The following is a 17,178-nucleotide window of genomic DNA, read 5'->3' on the forward strand; positions in this document are numbered from 1 at the left end:
AAGATGGAGCTTGTTAAGGATATATCGGGTTGTGGTATTGCGGGTTTTATAAACACCGATGGCGAGAGGGTGTCTGGCGTCGATATTGTTGATGCCATTACGCTTATGAGGGATAGAGGCAATGGCTTGGGAGCGGGTTTTGCCGCTTACGGTATCTATCCAGATTTTAAGGAGTTTTACGCCCTCCATGTGATGTACGATGATGAGTTTGCCAGAAAGCAGACGGAGGAGTATTTAGAGAGAAAAGTGCATATTGAGCAGCACGGCGGTATGCCCACAAGGCCCATAAAGAAGAAAAGACCGATGTTCTTTGTCTATTTTGTCAGGCCGAGGGAGCAGTCGACAAAGGCAGAGAGTGAGGAGTTCAGACTGGAGGAGGCCGAGGAGTTTATCTTCAAATTGGTTATGTATATAAACGAGAGGATAGACGGGGCTTTTGTCATCTCTTCGGGCAAGAACATGGGTGTTTTTAAGGGCGTTGGATACCCCGATGAGATAGCAAACTTCTTTAGGGTGGATGAATATAAGGCCTTCTGCTGGACGGCGCACAACAGGTTTCCAACCAATACACCCGGATGGTGGGGTGGAGCCCATCCCTTCTCGTTGTTGGGCTGGAGCGTTGTGCATAACGGCGAGATCTCATCATACGGAGCCAATAAGCGTTATTTGGAGATGTATGGGTATAAGTGTACACAGAAGACCGATACAGAGGTTGTTGTATATCTGTTGGATTTGCTGGTCAGAAAGCACGGTCTGCATCTAAATATGGTGGGCAAGATCTTTGCTCCTCCATTATGGGATGAGATAGAACTCATGGCGGAGAAGGATAGGGAGCTTTATAAGGCGTTGAGGATGGTTTACGGCGGTGCGATGCTCAACGGACCGTTCTCCATAATAGTGGGCTTTAAAGGCGGTATGTTCGGTTTGAACGATAGGATAAAACTAAGACCGCTGGTGGTTGCGAAGAAGGGTTCTAATGTCTATATGGCAAGTGAGGAGTCTGCTATACGCTATATAGCCAAGGATTTGGATGAGATATATATGCCGAAGGCGGGTGAGCCCATCATAGCCATGCTCACCGATGAGGCGTATGAGAAGGTTTACGGTGATAAGGAGAGAACATATGTATGAGATAGATGCAAAGGATGTTTACTATAGGGACTTAAACGAGAGGATTAGAGAGGCCATAAGGGAGCATCAGAGGGATATAGTTTTGCACAATGTCTGCGGTCAGTATTACATAGGCTGTGGCTTGAACGACAAGGATATAAAGATCACCATAAACGGTGTACCGGGCAATGATCTTGGTGCATTTATGAATGGGCCTACCATCATTGTTAACGATGATACTCAAGACGGTGTTGGTAATACGATGAACGGCGGCAAGATCGTTGTTTACGGTCATGCCGGTGATGTTGTGGCATACAGCATGAGGGGCGGCAAGATATTTATCGAAAAGGATGTGGGCTATAGGGCCTGTATACACATGAAGGCGTATAAAGAGATGAACCCCACCGTTGTTATAGGTGGTTGTGCCGGTGCGTTTATGGGTGAGTATATGGCCGGTGGCACACTGATCTTGTTGGGTTTAACAAGGAGTGAGGAGAAGCCCATAACAGGCATGTATCTGGCCACCGGTATGCACGGGGGCAAGATATTCATCCGTGGAAGGGTGGATGAGCACCTTCTGTGGAAGGAGGCTGTGATTGTCAGCCCGGATAAAGAGGAGCTAAAGAAAATCGAAGAGGAAGTTAAAGAATTTTGCAATTTATTTAAAATTGACTATAATAAAGTTATGGATGAGGAATTTGTAAAGGTTGTCCCGAAATCGACAAGACCTTACGGGCATCTTTACATTCCAGGGCCTTAAAATTAATAGGACCCTGGGGCATTCGTGATGTGCTTTTTTCCTTAGAGCCAACACCTAACAATGGGGGGCTGGCTCTGGTTGGGGGTGAGCATGCCTCAAAAGAGGAAGCAAGCCCCTAATCACGAGGCTCCCACCTATCGTTGTTAGGTTCTAGGAAGAAGACAACACACGGTGTCCCCGGGGTTTTTATTATATAAACATAAGAGGACAACTTTGGATAAAAACGAATTGAGAAATCAGCTCCTCAAAAAAAGAGGGGCTTTAAATAGATCCTATAGAATACACAAGAGTGCCATAATCAGCAAAAAGGTCTATAAACTGCTAAAGGGGAGCTCTGTTATTGCTTCTTATTGTCCTTTCGGCAGTGAGGCTAACCCCAATCTATTGTTTGATACCTCAAAGCTATACTTCCCCAAGGTGGATAGGTTCAATAAAGGCAATATGCGTTTTTTTAGGGGGGTTTTGAAGAAGGGTTTTGGCAACATAAAGGAGCCCTTCATTAAAAAACGCATAGCGCCTAAATCCTCCATCGATGCCATAATCGTTCCGGGTGTTGGATTTGATCAGAGGGGTTATAGAATTGGATATGGCGGCGGCTTTTATGACAGGTTTTTAAAACGAACGGTTGCGCTCAAGGTGGGCGTATGTTTTGATTGTTGTGTTTTAGACAGGATAGACGAGGATCCGCACGATGTAGCTGTGGATGTTCTGATTACCGAGAGAAGAAAAATTCAGTGCAGATTGAGGAGATGAGAAGATGGGAGTGATGGAAATTGGATTGATAATAGGCTTGTCTGTTATCGTGGGTGTTTTGGGCGGTATCTTTGGATACCATCAGTTTGTTGTCAGGAAGAAGGAGTATGCAAAGCAGAGGGCCGAAGACATCATAAAGGATGCGGAGAAGGAGAAGGAGAATATCCTGAAGGCCGCTCAGATTGAGGCTCAGGAGTTTATGATTAAGGCCAAAAAGGAGCTTGAAGAGGAGGAGAAGCAGACCAGAAGGGAGCTTCAAAAGTGGGAAAAGAGGCTTCAGTCCAAGGAGACCAACCTTGAGAAGAGGCAGGCGTATTTGGATGAGAAGATCGAGTTTGTAAACAAGAAACAGGAAGACATATCCGCCATAGAGAAAGAGCTTGAAGACAAGATGCAGAAGATCGATGAGATGATAGAGGAGCAGAAGAAGAAGCTTGAAGAGATTAGTGGTATGACATCGGAGGAGGCCAAAGAGCAACTCATATCATCCATCGAGGATGAGGCAAAAAGGGAAGCCGCTGCCAAGATAAAGAAGATCGAAGAAGACTTAAGGAACGAAGCCAAACGGCTATCGCAAGACATACTCATAACATCGATGGAAAAGATTGCAAGCAGCTATGTAGCCGAAAGGACCGTTGCAACCGTTACGCTCCCCAACGACGAGATGAAGGGCAGGATCATAGGAAGGGAAGGCAGGAACATACGCTCCTTTGAGAAGGAGACAGGCACAGACCTAATAATCGACGATACGCCAGAGGTGGTTGTTATCTCAAGCTTTAACCCGTTGAGGAGAGAGATAGCCAAAATAGCCCTTGAGAGGCTGGTGAGCGACGGAAGGATACATCCTGCAAGAATAGAGGAAACGGTTGAGAAGGTCAGACAGGAGTTGTTCCAGGAGGCGGCAGAGGAGGCTAAGAAGGTCGTGTTTGATCTGGATATTGGCGATTTGCATCCTGAGCTTATGAAGTATCTGGGTCTTTTGAAATACAGAACAAGCTATACACAGAATGTCTTAGCCCACTCCGTTGAGGTTGCATACTTGGCCGGTTTGATGGCGGCTGAATTGGGCCTGAATGTTAAACTCGCCAAGAGGGCAGGACTGCTGCACGATATAGGAAAGGCTGTGGATCAGGAGGTTGAGGGCTCCCATACGAAGGTTGGTGCGGATCTGGCCAAGAAATACGGCGAGAATGAGTATGTGATAAACGCCATCATGTCCCACCACGGTGAGATCGAACCCAACTGCCCTGAGAGTGTGCTTGTGGCTATAGCAGATACCCTATCTGCTGCAAGGCCTGGAGCAAGGAGGGAGAGGCTTGAAAGCTATATCCAGAGGCTTGAGGAGCTTGAGGAGATTGCAAAATCCAAGGACGGCGTAAAGGAGGCATACGCAATCCAGGCCGGTAGGGAGTTAAGGGTTATCGTTGAGCCCACGATGATAGACGACGATAAGAGCTTTATGCTGGCAAGGGATATAGCAAAGAACATAGCCGAGAAGATCACATACACAGGCCAAGTAAAGATAGTCGTTATAAGGGAAAAAAGGTCTATAGAGTATGCCAATTAGGGTTTTGTTTGTAGGCGACATAGTAGGAAAGCCCGGAAGAAGAACATTCAAGGCCCTCATAGAGGATGTAAAGTCCTCTGTGGGGGCCGATTTTGTTATAGTGAATGTGGAGAACTCCGCTGACGGTTTTGGTATTACCAAGAAGATTTATGACGAATTGAGTCCGTATGCGGATGTTATGAGCGGGGGCAATCACAGCTGGGATAAGGATGAGATCCTAAAAGAGATAGACAACATGGATAAACTCTTAAGACCGGTGAATCTATCGGCATTTGCCCCGGGAAGGGGTTTTGTCATAAAGAACATAAACGGCACAAGCATAATGGTTGTTAACGCTATTGGCAGGGTTTTTATGGAGCCGTGCGATAATCCTTTTGTTGTTTTGGATGAGCTGGCCGAGAGGTATGCTGATATTAAGGTAAAGATCGTCGATTTTCACGCTGAGGCCACAAGTGAAAAGGAGGCCTTAGGGTGGCATTTAGACGGCAAGTTCTCTGCGATTCTTGGCACACATACCCATGTTCAGACCGCAGATGAGAGGATTTTACCCAAGGGCACTGCATACATAACCGATGTTGGCATGACGGGATGTCATGATGGGGTTTTGGGTTTTGGCTATCAAGAGGCGCTTGAGAGGTTTCTAACCGGCATCAAGAGGAGGCTTAAGGTTTGTAAGACCAATCTAAGGCTGAACGGCTGCGTTATTGAGATCGACCAGGAAAGCGGAAGGGCTTTGAGTATAAAAAGGATAAATATCCCCTATGAGCCTAAAACCTAAGGATTGCAACCCTTTCCTTGTTTGAGAAATCCCTGATTATCTTGTATGTGTATGGATTGTCTTTTATGAGTTTTATCTGAGGCGGCCCAATCTCCATCACAAGCCATTCTGTTATCCTTCTGGCATCTTCTATTAGATTCTGAATGAATGCATTACCCGAGGATGGCATCAGGGCGATTTTGGGTTCAAATTTAACATCGTCTGAGAGCCCTTTATATTCATCCTCCAATACATACGGCGGGTTTGTTGCTATTATGTCCACCCTATCCTTGATAAAGCCTAAACCGTCTGCATTTACAAAACAGACATCGGCCTTTAGCCTTCTTGCGTTGAGCCTTGCAACCCTCAGAGCTTCTGTGGATATATCCGATGCGACTATGCATCGGTTTAGGAGTTTTGAAAGCGTGATAGCTATACAGCCGCTTCCTGTGCCTAAATCGACTATTCTGGGGTTTTCTATGCCCGATGCTATCTTTAGGGTGGCATCCACGACAAGCTCGGTCTCCGGGCGTGGAATCAATACGCCCTCATCCACATAGAACTCAAGCCCATAGAACTCCTTAGAATGGGTGATGTATGCCATGGGGTATTTGCACCTTCTTTTGTTTAACAGTTCTTCTATTGTCTCTATCTGTTCCTTTTTTAACTCCTTATCAGGGTTTGTTAGGATGTATACATCGTCTTTTTTTATGGCCTCTTTCAGTATGAGCAAGGCATCGATGTGGTATGTTGCTATGTCGGCGTCTTTTAGTGTTTGTATGGCCTTCTGGAGCGCCTCTTTTATATTCATAGCTTTTCTATAATCAGCCTGTTGCCTTTCTTGTATGCCTTGATGAGTTTTCTTAGTGTTAAGCTTTTGCCTTTTGTTAAAACCTCAAGCAATCTCTCTGTGTTGTGAAAGCTTAAATTGTACTCTGAGTTTATAAGCCTCTTTACGGCCATGTTCAGGATCCTCTTTAGTATGGCGTTTGATGTGTTTAGATTGGTTGTGTCTATGATGGCCCTGTTGGATGTGATTGTTGTTGATCTTACAAACTCCCTTTCGGCTATCTCTTTTAAGAAGAGACTCTCCTCTGCCATTATCATGGAGTTTCTAAAAAGCGTGTCAATTATGTTGGGGTTGATCTGTTTTAGTATAGGCATGAGCTTAAGCCTTATCATGTTTCTTTTGAAGTGTGTGTCTGAGTTTGATTTGTCTGTTTTGTATGGTATATTGCGTTCTTTAAGAAACGAGACGATTTCCTGCTTTTCAAAGACCAGTATGGGACGGATGAAAAATCCCCGCTTGGGTTTTAGGGATGATAGTCCGTCTGTTGAACTCCCTCTGAATAGGTTTATAAGCAGCGTCTCTGCCACATCGTCTTTGGTATGACCCGTTGCTATAACATCTAAGTTCAATCTTGACCTTGCATTACAGAAGAACTCATACCTCTTCCTTCGTGCCCCATCCTCTAAGGATAGCCTGTTTTGCCTTGAAAAGGCCATAACATCGCATTCACCCTTTAAAAAGGGGCATCCCAATGAATCAGCCAGCTCTTTAACAAAGGCCTCCTCTTCGTCTGCCTCCTCTCTTAGTTTGTGGTTGAAGTGCAGAACGGTTAGGTTTAGCAGGTATTCTTTCGATAGTGCATTAAGGAGGGTTAGCATAAAGACAGAATCCGGCCCTCCCGATACCGCAACGCCTATTTTTAGCCCCTTCGATAGGAGGCTATGCTTTTTTGCGAACGCTTCTAATCTCTTTAAGTATTCGTCCATCTAAGTAAAAAACACCCCCCAAAAGGCTGCAAAATACCACAACGAAGAATACCGCAACGCTTAGGCTTACCGACTGTGTGGAATTTAGATGGGCAAATTTAAAAAAATAGACAAATGAAAACTCCCTTACGCCTATGCCATTGAACGATACAGGCAGAAAGCTTATAAGTGTTATAATGGGTATAAAGGCAAAATAATAGGCAGTGCTAACCTTAAAGCCAAGCAACTTTCCTGTGAGTATATAAACCAGTATGACAGACACCTGAACCAGAACCGATAGAGCGCTCACGGTTATTAATTTATCGCTTTTGTGGAATAGGGCAATATCTTGATAGAACTTCTTTAGCTTTGGGTGGTTGAAGAACCTTAAGAAGAATATGCCAACTATCGCAAATATGTTTGCTGCTATGACTATTATGGCTATCTTTATGCTGAACAGCTTAAAGAATGCAATAAGGCTTACAAGCGAAAGGGCAAGCAGAGCCAGAAGGCCGTTGTATCTTTCTAAGAATATGGAGCTTATGGATTTTTGCCAGCCTATCTGTTTTGAAAGCATGTATGCCTTAACCCCATCCCCGCCGATTATGCTTGGCAGAAATAGGTTTGCAAACATGCCCATAAGATATAACTTAAAGAGGTCTTTGGTTGATACATCTTCTCCTAAGCTTTTTATTATCATATGCCACCTTATACTGCTTATTATCTGCGAGGTCAGATAGATGAGGGCAAGGCCTAAAAACTGAATCGGCCCTATTCTGGTTAGCATAGCTGTAAATGCGTGGATGTCTATTTTATAAAGCAGGATGGATATAAGGCCTATACTTATCAGGATCTTTATAAGGAGCTTTACCATATGCTATCCCTGTTTAGAAGGATCATAATGAGCCTGTCTATGCCCACGGCTATGCCTGAGGTTGGTGGTATGCCAAATTCCAATGCTTCTATAAAATACTCATCAACATCGTTGAATCTTTCTCTTATCCGATTTGGGTCGTTTTCCTCATCATAGCAGTTGGCAAGCTCAACGCCTGCTATGTATAGCTCAAATCTTTTAGCATAACCGTTTTCTATCCTGGCCAGGGCGGCCCTTTCCTTTGGGAAGTTGTATATCACAACGGGGTGTTCGGTTCCGAGCTTTTTTTCTATCCTTAAGCCGAATATCGCATCGGCTATCTCCCACCTGTTTAGGCTCCCCTCTATGCCGAAGCGCTTTTTTAGTGTTTCTTTTTCCTCTCTTTCTATGTCGATGCCTGCAAATCGTTCAAATGCCTCTTTGTATGGTATGTATTCTATCCGATTTAAATCGATGGATAGCCCCCTGTATTTGAGCTTATCTGAGCCGTTTAGGTGTTTTATAAGCTCTATAAGCCTTTCGATTATCTGTTTCGGTTTTGCAAGAACCTCATACCATTCGAGTATTATAAACTCCTTTTTGTGTAATCTGTCCTTGTGGTCGTCCCTGTATGCAAAGGAGAGCTCAAATAGTTTGTCGAATCCCAGGCTTAGAAGTTTTTTTATCTCAACCTCCGGTGAGCTTGCAAGGAAACCGGCCGGTGTTTCTATGTAATTGATGTTTGCTTCGTGTATTATCTCATCCTTTAGCTTAGGTGTTAGAACCTCTATAAAGCCGCGGTTTGAGAAAAATTCCCTTATGGCCTTTAGGATTGAGAATTTTTGTGTATAATAGGCGAGGTTTTCCTTTAGACTCTTAAGGGGTCTTTTGTTTTTGCATCTCAACAAGAGGTTGTCTTTGTCGTCTATTATGTCTCCCTCTGAGTGTTTTGTTTCAAAGGGGAGGCTAACGGTTCGATTGTTTATGAGGAGTGTTGTTGATTTTTTGTCTTTTTTTACTATTCTACCAAACACGGAGGGTATGTTATGAAAAAAGAGGCTTTTTTGCAAGCCGTTGATGAACTCAAGGGGTTGCTTGATAGGCTGGACTATGAACTCTTAAAAAGAATAGGCGATGTTATAATAGATTCCATAAAAGATGGTGGCAAGGTTATGATATGCGGCAACGGCGGTTCGGCTGCCGATGCTCAACATATGGCGGCGGAGCTGGTTAATAGGTTTTTAAGGGAGAGGAAACCCTTGCCGGCTGTATCGTTGAGCGTGGATACATCCGTATTGACGAGCATAGCCAACGATTACGACTTTGGGTTTGTTTTCTCAAAGCAGGTTGAGGCCATCGGAAGCAAGGGCGATGTCTTGATCGGTATTAGCACATCGGGTAATTCGGCCAATGTATTGAACGCCTTTGAGGTGGCAAAAAGGATGGGTATAAAAACCGTTGCCCTTTTAGGCAGGGATGGTGGCAAGATACTGCCGTTGAGTGATTATGTCGTTGTGGTTGGCTCCAATTCAACACCGAGAATACAAGAGGTGCACGGCTTTGTCATACATGTATTGTGTGGGATGGTGGAGGATGGATTATTCGGATAGGATTGTTGATTTTGACACTATAGCCCGTATATCGAATAAATTAAGACAGGACGGCAGGGTTATAGGTTTTACAAACGGTTGTTTTGATATACTCCATGCAGGCCATGTCAGCTATCTGAACAGGGCAAAGGGGCTTGTGGATGTATTGATAGTGGGGTTGAACTCCGATGCATCCGTGCGCAGGATAAAGGGCAATAAACGACCCATCAATCCCCAGTATGATAGGGCGGTTGTGCTGGCGTCGTTAAGGTCTGTGGATTTTGTTGTTGTATTTGATGAGGATACGCCGTTAGAACTTATAAAGATAATAAGACCCGACATCTTGATAAAGGGTGCTGATTGGAAGGATAAGGGTGTTGTTGGGGCTGATGTTGTGAAATCTTACGGCGGGAGGGTGGAGTTTATAGAATTTTTGGATGGGCGCTCAACAACAGGAACCATTGAGAGGATAATCGATGCTTACTGTAATAGATGAGTTTGAATCCTATCTTAAAAGCAGGTATTCATCCCCAAACACCATAAAGGCATACCTGGGCGATGTTAAGGAGTTTTTAAAGCTATCGAGCGGGTTTGATACAGACGGCGTTGAGGCCTTTCTGTCTGTTTTGTTTAAGAAGGGGCTTTCTGTTTCAACCATAACGAGGAAGCTTGCATCGTTGAGCGTGTTTTTTGATTTCTTAAGACAGAAGGGCGTTGTTGATACAAACCCTCTTGATGTTATCGATAAGCCAAAACAGAGCCGCCCCTTGCCTAAGTTTTTGGAGGTGGATGAAATCATAGCGCTGCTTGAAGGCATAAAGGATAAAAGGGATAGGGCGTTGGTTGAGCTGATATATTCAAGCTCCCTCAGGGCATCCGAGGTGTTAAACCTCAATGTTGAGGATGTGGATCTTGACAATTTGCGCATACGCATAAAAAGAAAGGGGGGCAAGGAGGTCTATCTGCCGATAACAGAAAGGGCTGCGAGGTATCTGAAGGAATACATAAAAGACAGGACAGGCGGGCCGCTGTTTTTGAACAGATACGGTAAGCGCCTCTCGGATAGATACCTAAGAAAGCTTATTAAGCGATACGCTCTATCGAGTGTGTTTAAGGATATATCACCCCATACCTTGAGGCATTCAAAGGCGACCCATTTGCTTAACAGCGGTATGGATATAAGGATACTGCAGAGGTTTCTTGGCCATTCATCCATAAGGGCCACACAGATTTACACACACTTAAACCTTAAGGAATTGGCCGAAGCATACGATTCATCCCATCCTTTGGCAAGAGACGATGGATAAGAAGAAAAAGAACTATCTTTTGGGCGTTGCCCACGGTGTATTCTATTTCGCCTCAAACGGTTTTGTCGATTATACCACCGTATTACCCACATTCCTTAAATACCTGATTAACTCAAACTCTATCATAGGCTTTGTTGCTGCCATCTCCAGGGGCGGGTCTGTGTTTTTTCAGCTGTTAAGCGCCTTCTGGCTACAGGGAAGGAGGAAGAAGCCTTATCTTGTTTTATCCCTGTGGGTTAGGTTTCTAAGCTGGGTTATGATTGCAGCCTCGTCCTTTGTGCTTCTGCCATCCCACCCCTTTGCCCAGCTGATTGTGTTTGTTGTTTTTATTAGTTTGTTTTCGTTTGCAGGCGGTATAGCCACAATACCGTTTTACGATATCATTTCCCACAACATACCGTCCGAGCTGTTAGGGCGTTTCTGGGCGATGAGGCAGTTTTTGGGCGGTGTGCTTGCGGTGGGGAGCGGCTATCTGGTTAAGTTGATATTAAACGGATACGGGTATCCGCAGGGGTATAGAATACTCTTTGTGCTTGCCGCCTTGGGATTTGGTCTGACCTCGCTGAGTCTGGGTCTTATGGATGAGGGGTTTGAGAAACAGAAAACCAATAAGTCGTTTGGCGATTTTATACGCACGGCTGTTGATATATTAAAAAACGACACAAGACTTACAAAACTTGTGGTGGTTGAGTTTCTAAGCCATTCCATATTCATGTGTCTGCCCTTTGTTGCCATCTATACAACCACTAAGTTGGGTATGCCCACATCGAAGGTTGGCTATTTTGTTTCTATTCAGATGATAGGCAGTATTGCATCAAATCTATTCTGGGGCTATTTTGCCGACAGGAAGGGGCCTCGATTTATCATAATTGCCACCAACATACTCGCATTTTTCGTTCCGTTCTTGAGCCTGTTTTTTAAGACGCCGGGTTTGTTTTTGATTGTGTTTTTTATCATGGGCGCATACATACACGGCACATTTATAGGCTATACCAACTATCTGCTTAAGATTGCACCTAAACATAACAGACCCACCTATGTCAGCATAAGGGGCACATTCAACGCCATATCCTATTTTTTGCCCGCCTTGGGTGGATATATAGCCGACGGTTTTTCGTTTAATACACTATTTGCCGTTGTCTCGGTTTTATCTCTGATCGCCCTGATTGTCTCTTTTAGGCTTAAATGAGCTTTGCGCCGATTTGTGCAAGTATTATAGAAAGCACCATAGCAAAGGGATATACGGCGGCATAGCCTATTGAGGGGTAATCGGATGATGTTATGTTGTTTGCCATGGTTAGTGAAGGAGTGGATGTCATAGCGCCTGAAATAACACCCATTATGTCAAATAGGTTCATCTTCAGAAGCCTTCTCATGATAATTGTGGATAGAAACAGTGGTATCAGGATAGACAGAAGGCCTATTACTATGCTGATCCAGCCGTGATTCTTTATAGCCTCAAACAGGTATTTTCCGGAGTTTGTTCCTATGGTTGCAAGGAATATCAACTGCCCCAGCACCTTCAACAAGGAGTTGGAATGGGGCGATAATTGCCAGACTATTCTGCCTGTTCTGCCCAGCCTTCCTAAAATTAGGGCTGTTATGAGTATGCCGCCTACAAAGCTGAATTTAACCATGCCCAGATACGGTATACTAAAGGGTATGCTCCCTATGAATATCCCTATGACTATACCAAACGATATGGGCAAAAAGTCTGCAGCAGGATACCTCAATAGGTCGTTTCCTATTAAACCGATAAGCCTTTTTTCGTATTTTTTGGGTGCAACGACATAGAGCTTGTCTCCCAGCATGAGCGTTAGGCTTTTGTATGGGGGTATGTCTATGCCGGACCTTCTGATTTTTGTTATGACGGCGTGTAAGGGTTTTAGCTGTTTGATCTCGCCGATCTTTTTGCCCACTATGTCTTTGTTGGTTACAAGAAGTCTGTAAACCTTCATATCGTCGTGGAATGTGTATGTGTCCTCAATCTCATCACCTAAGATGATCTTTAGGTTGTCCAGCTGTTCCTTTGTGCCCGATGCCCGCACGATGTCGCCATAATGGAGTATGGCATCCTCATCGGATGGGTCTGTTGGATACTTCGATTCGACCCTCTCTATTATGGTTGTTGTGAGTTTCTCTATCTGGGATTTGTGTATGGCTTTGGCTTTAAAGCTCTCGTTGGTGATTTTGAAGTTCTTTGTTATGATGTCGGGGTGGAGGCATTTTTGTCTTTCCTCAAAGCTCCTTTTCTCCTCGTTTATGTCAACCTTTAAGATGGACGGCAAAAACCTTACAAATATCACCGTTGCAATAATGGCAAACGGATAGACAACGCCGAATGCTATGGATATATTTGGCAACCCTTTGATCTCCAGTGCCGCTGCCAGTGCCGGTGCGCTTGATATAGCGCCTGTAAATATACCTTCGGCCACATCCTTGGGCAGCCCCATGTATATTGAGATACCGAACGAGGCTAAGAATATGCCAATGAGCAAGAGGAAGGCAACGGCGTTGAACTTCAGACCGTGCTCCTTTATGGTTTCAAAGAAACCTGGCCCTGCCTGCAGGCCAACGGCGTATATGAAGAGTGCAAGGCCGAAAAATTTGAACTCGTTGGGTATGCTTATGCCAAAATGGCCGGCTATTAAGGCTATGATGAGGATAGCGGATATATCTAAAGAAAAACCCTTGATCTTCACATTTCCAAGCAGATAGCCAAGGGCTATGATGAGGAATAGGTAAAAGATGTCGGAGTGGATCATATCTTACAGTTTGGATCGGCCGTGATTACCCTGTTTCTTCCGTTTCTCTTTGCCGTATAGAGCGCCTCATCGGCCTCTTTTATAAGGTCTTCTATGCTTTTGGTCTGGCCGTTTTTTATGTTTAATCTGCTTACGCCTGCAGAAACGGTTATCTTTATGGGTATGTCTCTCCATTTAAACTGGGTCTTCTCCACCACCTGTCTTATATAATCGGCCTTTCTGGCGGCGTTTTCGCTCTCTGAATTGCTCATGACGCATAAAAACTCCTCACCGCCGTATCTCATTACTATATCTTCTGTTCTGAAGTTGGATTTTAATATCTTACTGAAGCTTGAAAGAATGTAATCCCCCGCTTGATGGCCGTATGTATCGTTGATCTTTTTGAAGTGGTCTATATCAAACATTATCATGCACAGGCATTGTTCCGTTCTTAGGGCTCTTTTGTATTCCTCTTTTAGCCTTATCATGCCGAAGCGCCTGTTGTATAGGCCTGTTAGTTCATCGTATGCTGCCATCTGCTGGGTTTTTTCATACATCTCGGCACTTTCATAGGCGAACTTGTATTCGTTTAGTATGCGCTCTATCAACACCCTTCTTTCCTTTGTTAGATAATAGCTGCTGTATAGGACAAACAGCCACGCATGCTTTGAGTATTTGATGGGGAAATAGCTTACCTCGGCAGGTTTTATGCTGCCTGTGCCGAATTCCACCAATTCTACATCGTCCTTTTTGGTGCTTACCGGCTTGCCCTTGTCGATTATATCCAGAAGGGAGTTTTGTCGGTTGGCCGTCAGGTTTGTGTGTATATTTCTTGAGCATTCAAGTGAAAGCGAACCATCCGGGTTTAGCCTGTATATCTCACAGCCTAAAAGCTCAAGCTCATCCGATAGGAATCTGGATGTCTTGTTGTTTAGCTCGGATCTGTCTGTTATCTTGTTTAGGATTGAGGAAAACTTCTCTATCAGCTCATGTTGCCAGAACTGTCCCCTGATGATCCTGATCAGGGCGTTGTATTTAATCGCCAGCTCGCCTATGATATCTTCGGATGTGATCTTCACATAGCAGTCTGTGCATTCTGAAATGGATTGAACCTTGCCGACCTGATAGTTGAAGATGTTGTTTGTTATGATCTCTATGTTGCTTTTGAACTCCTCCAGTTTCTTCAGTATTGTCAGCTTTACGATGAAGAATGAGATGATGCCCACTAATATGCCGGATATGATTGTGGCAACAAGAAACGGTGCAGAAAAGATCTTATCCTCAGGCAGCTTGAGCAGGTGTATGGAGGTGGGTATAAACAGAATCCCCACCAATATGCCCATTAATATCATATAAAAGGCATTTTCCTTGACTATGCTACCTGAGAAGATATTTTTCTTTTTCATAAAAGCTCCTTTTAACGGTAATGCTATAGCATAAACCATGCCTAAAAGTCAAACGGTTATCTTGATTTTTTGTGTTATTGTGCTAAACTCCAACTAAACAGGTGGTGGGTATGTTTGATAAGGGCGATTGTCTGGTTGAGGTTTTACCTTACATAAAGAGGTTCTACTCAAAGACGGTGGTTATAAAATACGGCGGCAGTGCCATGATTGACCCGTCGTTGAAGGATAGCTTCTCTAAGGATGTGGCCCTGCTTAAGTATGTCGGTATTAACCCCATTATAGTCCACGGCGGTGGCCCTGAAATCGGTGAGGTGTTAAAGAAGCTCAATATGGAGAGTAAGTTTTATGAGGGCTTGAGGATCACCGATGAGGGCACCATGGAAGTTGTGGTTATGGTCTTGGCCGGTAAGGTAAACAAGGAGATAGTGCTGCAGATCAACAAAAACGGCGGCAAGGCAGTGGGCATTAGCGGTGTCGATGCCCAGATTATAAAGGCCAAAAAGAAGCTTCTAAAGGATGTGGATTTGGGGCTTGTTGGCGATGTTGACCATGTTAACCCCACCATATTGACCCATCTATCCCAAAGCGGCTATATACCGGTTGTATCCCCAATTGGTGTGGATGATGATGGCAAAAGGTACAACATAAATGCCGATAGTGTGGCCAGCGCAATAGCAATAAGCCTAAGGGCTGAAAAGCTCATATACCTGACAGACACAGACGGTGTGCTGGATAAGGATGGCAAGCTCATATCGTCCATAGAGATCAATCAGATAACACACCTGATAAACGATGGAACCATAACAGGCGGCATGATACCCAAGCTTTTGTCAGCCAAAGAGGCTATAGAGAAGGGTGTTGGTAAGGTTCATATCATAAACGGCACAAGGTTGCACTCCTTATTGGAGGAGATATTCACTCAAGAGGGTGTGGGAAGCCAGATATATGCACAAAACAGAGAGTCTTGAGCATTTCTTGACCATACTGGAAAAATCCAGAAGCCTTAAGGAGCTATACCTCCATGGATTACCGTTTTTCTTTGAGGTTTGCCCAACAGAGAGGCTTCTGTTTTTTAAGTTCAGCAAGAGAAAGAACTGCTTTGACCCAAAGCTTGGCCTCTTAAGGAGTGAAACACTAAGGGTTATAGACGGCAATTACGACCATTTCGATGAGGAGAGGCTGTTTGCCAGTGAGTTTAATAAAAAATTCAGGGTTCTTGGGGTTAAATGCAACGACACGGTGCGTAATATCGTTAAGATATTCGTCGATAACAGGGTTAGGCTTATAAAGAAGAACGATATAACATCGACCAAGCTTAGAGAGGTTTTGAGTGAGTTTGGGTTTAATGAGGAGATATTGAGCATACCGTTTATCTCGTTGGGTGAGGTTGTGGGCTTTATGCTTGTCGATAGGTGCGATATGGACAAGGCCAATTGCTTCATCGGTGCTTTTGGTTGCGCCCTGGGCAGGCTCCTTCTGAAAAAGAGCGTGGATAACCTTACAAGTATTATAGAATCCCAGAAGGAGGAGCTAAAACGGAGCGAGGCCATATGTCAGATAGGCAAGACAGCCCTGACCATTGCCCATGAGATGAAGAATTCTCTGGTTGGCATAATCGGCCTGTTTGGCAAGCTAAAGGATAAGATTGAAGGCGATCAGAAGGCCGTTAAATATTACCAGATAATAGATAAGGAGCTTAAAAAGCTTTACGATTTTACGCTCGATATAAACAAGTTTTCCAAAATCACCAAGCCCAGGGATTTCAGCTTTGTTGACCTTGAGGATGTTATCGATAACTCCATAGAAATGGTTTCGGCCTTTGCCAATGATGTCTCCTTCTCTGTTTCCATAGATGAGAATATAGACAGGGTATTTGCAGATAAAAGCCAGCTTGAGCAGGTGTTTTTGAATCTGTTTAAGAACTCCATAGAGGCGGCAAAGGACAAAAAAAGGATAAGAATAGATGTCTCCGCAAAGATCGAAGACGGCAGGGTGGTTATAAGGATAAAGGACAACAGTGGCGGTGTGGATCAGGAGACGCTTAAGAACATGCTTAAGCCATTTTTTACAACAAAATCTTACGGAACGGGGCTGGGTTTGTCTATTGTGAAGGGTATAATTGATAACCATGACGGTGAGTTGTTTTTTAGCAATGTGGAGGGAGGGCTTGAGTGTGTTATACGGCTCCCCTTAAAAGGAGGTAAAAAGGATGGTCGATAAGAAGAAGATTATGGTTGTGGACGATGAGGATGCCATAAGGTTGCTGTATGAGGAGGAATTTGAGGATGAGGGTTATGAGGTGATATCGTGCGCAAGCGGCGATGAGGCCCTCGAGCGCTTTGATGAGGAAAAACCGGATCTTGTTATATTGGACATAGCGATGCCCGGTATGAGTGGGTTGGATGTTCTGGCAAAGATCAAGGAAAAATCACCCAATACTCCTGTTATCATGTCCACCGCATACTCCCATTATAAGAATGATTTTTACACCTATGTGGCCGATGCTTATATTGTTAAATCGCCCGATTTGACAGAACTCAAGGAGAAGGTGGCACAACTTTTGGGGTGAATTTTCTT

18 protein-coding genes and 1 other RNA gene are annotated in these 17,178 nt (G+C 44.2%); 13 read left to right on the forward strand and 6 right to left on the reverse strand.

Annotated features, from left to right (window positions below; all coding sequences use genetic code 11):
* The first annotated feature begins 3 nt into the window (after positions 1-3).
* From D891_RS0101695 to D891_RS0101715, 6 genes are all read left to right on the forward strand, one after another.
* Complete coding sequence (locus D891_RS0101695) at positions 4-1,131, forward strand: class II glutamine amidotransferase (RefSeq protein WP_035556378.1); 1,128 nt, start codon at positions 4-6, stop codon at positions 1,129-1,131.
* Complete coding sequence (locus D891_RS0101700) at positions 1,124-1,870, forward strand: hypothetical protein (RefSeq protein ID WP_025209317.1); 747 nt, start codon at positions 1,124-1,126, stop codon at positions 1,868-1,870. Before D891_RS0101695 ends, D891_RS0101700 begins: the two co-directional genes overlap by 8 nt.
* 7 nt (positions 1,871-1,877) lie before the next feature.
* A non-coding RNA gene (ssrS, locus tag D891_RS09685) (6S RNA) lies at positions 1,878-2,058 on the forward strand.
* A 25-nt stretch (positions 2,059-2,083) separates the two neighbouring features.
* Positions 2,084-2,623 (forward strand): 5-formyltetrahydrofolate cyclo-ligase, encoded by a 540-nt coding sequence (locus D891_RS09375; protein WP_025209318.1) that lies wholly within the window; start codon positions 2,084-2,086, stop codon positions 2,621-2,623.
* A gap of 4 nt (positions 2,624-2,627) precedes the next feature.
* The gene (gene rny, locus D891_RS0101710; RefSeq protein WP_025209319.1) at positions 2,628-4,190 is read left to right on the forward strand and encodes a ribonuclease Y; all 1,563 of its coding nucleotides are present in this window, start codon (positions 2,628-2,630) and stop codon (positions 4,188-4,190) included.
* Positions 4,180-4,968 (forward strand): TIGR00282 family metallophosphoesterase, encoded by a 789-nt coding sequence (locus tag D891_RS0101715; RefSeq protein WP_029951903.1) that lies wholly within the window; start codon positions 4,180-4,182, stop codon positions 4,966-4,968. Before rny ends, D891_RS0101715 begins: the two co-directional genes overlap by 11 nt.
* On the opposite strand, the gene prmC is transcribed toward D891_RS0101715, so the two are convergent.
* From prmC to D891_RS0101735, 4 genes are read right to left on the reverse strand one after another with little or no spacing between them, the layout of a single operon-like run.
* Positions 4,958-5,758, reverse strand: a complete 801-nt coding sequence (prmC, locus tag D891_RS0101720; RefSeq protein ID WP_025209321.1) for a peptide chain release factor N(5)-glutamine methyltransferase — start codon at positions 5,756-5,758, stop codon at positions 4,958-4,960. The two genes, D891_RS0101715 and prmC, sit on opposite strands and share 11 nt — an antisense overlap.
* Positions 5,755-6,723, reverse strand: a complete 969-nt coding sequence (gene tilS, locus D891_RS0101725; RefSeq protein ID WP_025209322.1) for a tRNA lysidine(34) synthetase TilS — start codon at positions 6,721-6,723, stop codon at positions 5,755-5,757. The genes prmC and tilS overlap by 4 nt, the downstream gene beginning before the upstream one ends.
* A complete protein-coding gene (locus tag D891_RS0101730; protein WP_025209323.1) occupies positions 6,677-7,576 on the reverse strand; it encodes a lysylphosphatidylglycerol synthase transmembrane domain-containing protein in 900 nt (299 codons plus the stop codon). The genes tilS and D891_RS0101730 overlap by 47 nt, the downstream gene beginning before the upstream one ends.
* Positions 7,570-8,589, reverse strand: coding sequence for an amino acid--tRNA ligase-related protein (locus tag D891_RS0101735; RefSeq protein WP_025209324.1), 1,020 nt, complete (start codon positions 8,587-8,589; stop codon positions 7,570-7,572). Before D891_RS0101735 ends, D891_RS0101730 begins: the two co-directional genes overlap by 7 nt.
* A 12-nt stretch (positions 8,590-8,601) precedes the next feature.
* On the opposite strand from D891_RS0101735, the gene gmhA reads away from it, so the two are divergent.
* The 4 genes from gmhA to D891_RS0101755 are packed head-to-tail and all read left to right on the forward strand — an operon-like array spanning position 8,602 to position 11,640.
* Positions 8,602-9,165 carry a D-sedoheptulose 7-phosphate isomerase gene (gene gmhA / locus D891_RS0101740; RefSeq protein ID WP_025209325.1) on the forward strand — a complete coding sequence of 188 codons (564 nt, stop codon included), beginning with the start codon at positions 8,602-8,604 and terminating at the stop codon, positions 9,163-9,165.
* Positions 9,149-9,640 carry a D-glycero-beta-D-manno-heptose 1-phosphate adenylyltransferase gene (gene rfaE2 / locus D891_RS0101745; protein WP_025209326.1) on the forward strand — a complete coding sequence of 164 codons (492 nt, stop codon included), beginning with the start codon at positions 9,149-9,151 and terminating at the stop codon, positions 9,638-9,640. The genes gmhA and rfaE2 overlap by 17 nt, the downstream gene beginning before the upstream one ends.
* On the forward strand, positions 9,621-10,451 hold the full coding sequence (gene xerA / locus D891_RS0101750; RefSeq protein WP_025209327.1) for a site-specific tyrosine recombinase/integron integrase: 831 nt from the start codon (positions 9,621-9,623) through the stop codon (positions 10,449-10,451). Before rfaE2 ends, xerA begins: the two co-directional genes overlap by 20 nt.
* Entirely contained in the window at positions 10,444-11,640 is a 1,197-nt protein-coding gene (locus tag D891_RS0101755) for an MFS transporter (protein ID WP_025209328.1), read from the forward strand. The genes xerA and D891_RS0101755 overlap by 8 nt, the downstream gene beginning before the upstream one ends.
* On the opposite strand, the gene D891_RS0101760 is transcribed toward D891_RS0101755, so the two are convergent.
* Together D891_RS0101760 and D891_RS09380 are read right to left on the reverse strand one after the other, a co-directional pair.
* Complete coding sequence (locus D891_RS0101760; RefSeq protein ID WP_025209329.1) at positions 11,633-13,216, reverse strand: aspartate:alanine exchanger family transporter; 1,584 nt, start codon at positions 13,214-13,216, stop codon at positions 11,633-11,635. The two genes, D891_RS0101755 and D891_RS0101760, sit on opposite strands and share 8 nt — an antisense overlap.
* A complete protein-coding gene (locus D891_RS09380) occupies positions 13,213-14,601 on the reverse strand; it encodes a GGDEF domain-containing protein (RefSeq protein WP_025209330.1) in 1,389 nt (462 codons plus the stop codon). The genes D891_RS0101760 and D891_RS09380 overlap by 4 nt, the downstream gene beginning before the upstream one ends.
* A gap of 110 nt (positions 14,602-14,711) precedes the next feature.
* Here D891_RS09380 and argB point away from each other — a divergent pair, with 110 nt between their 5' ends.
* From argB to D891_RS0101780, 3 genes are read left to right on the forward strand one after another with little or no spacing between them, the layout of a single operon-like run.
* A complete protein-coding gene (gene argB, locus D891_RS0101770) occupies positions 14,712-15,569 on the forward strand; it encodes an acetylglutamate kinase (RefSeq protein WP_025209331.1) in 858 nt (285 codons plus the stop codon).
* Positions 15,529-16,821, forward strand: coding sequence for a sensor histidine kinase (locus D891_RS0101775; protein WP_156919049.1), 1,293 nt, complete (start codon positions 15,529-15,531; stop codon positions 16,819-16,821). Before argB ends, D891_RS0101775 begins: the two co-directional genes overlap by 41 nt.
* The gene (locus tag D891_RS0101780; RefSeq protein WP_025209333.1) at positions 16,811-17,170 is read left to right on the forward strand and encodes a response regulator; all 360 of its coding nucleotides are present in this window, start codon (positions 16,811-16,813) and stop codon (positions 17,168-17,170) included. Before D891_RS0101775 ends, D891_RS0101780 begins: the two co-directional genes overlap by 11 nt.
* Positions 17,171-17,178: the final 8 nt, after the last annotated feature.

Source organism: Hippea sp. KM1 (assembly GCF_000526195.1).
In the GTDB taxonomy this organism is placed as follows: domain Bacteria; phylum Campylobacterota_A; class Desulfurellia; order Desulfurellales; family Hippeaceae; genus Hippea.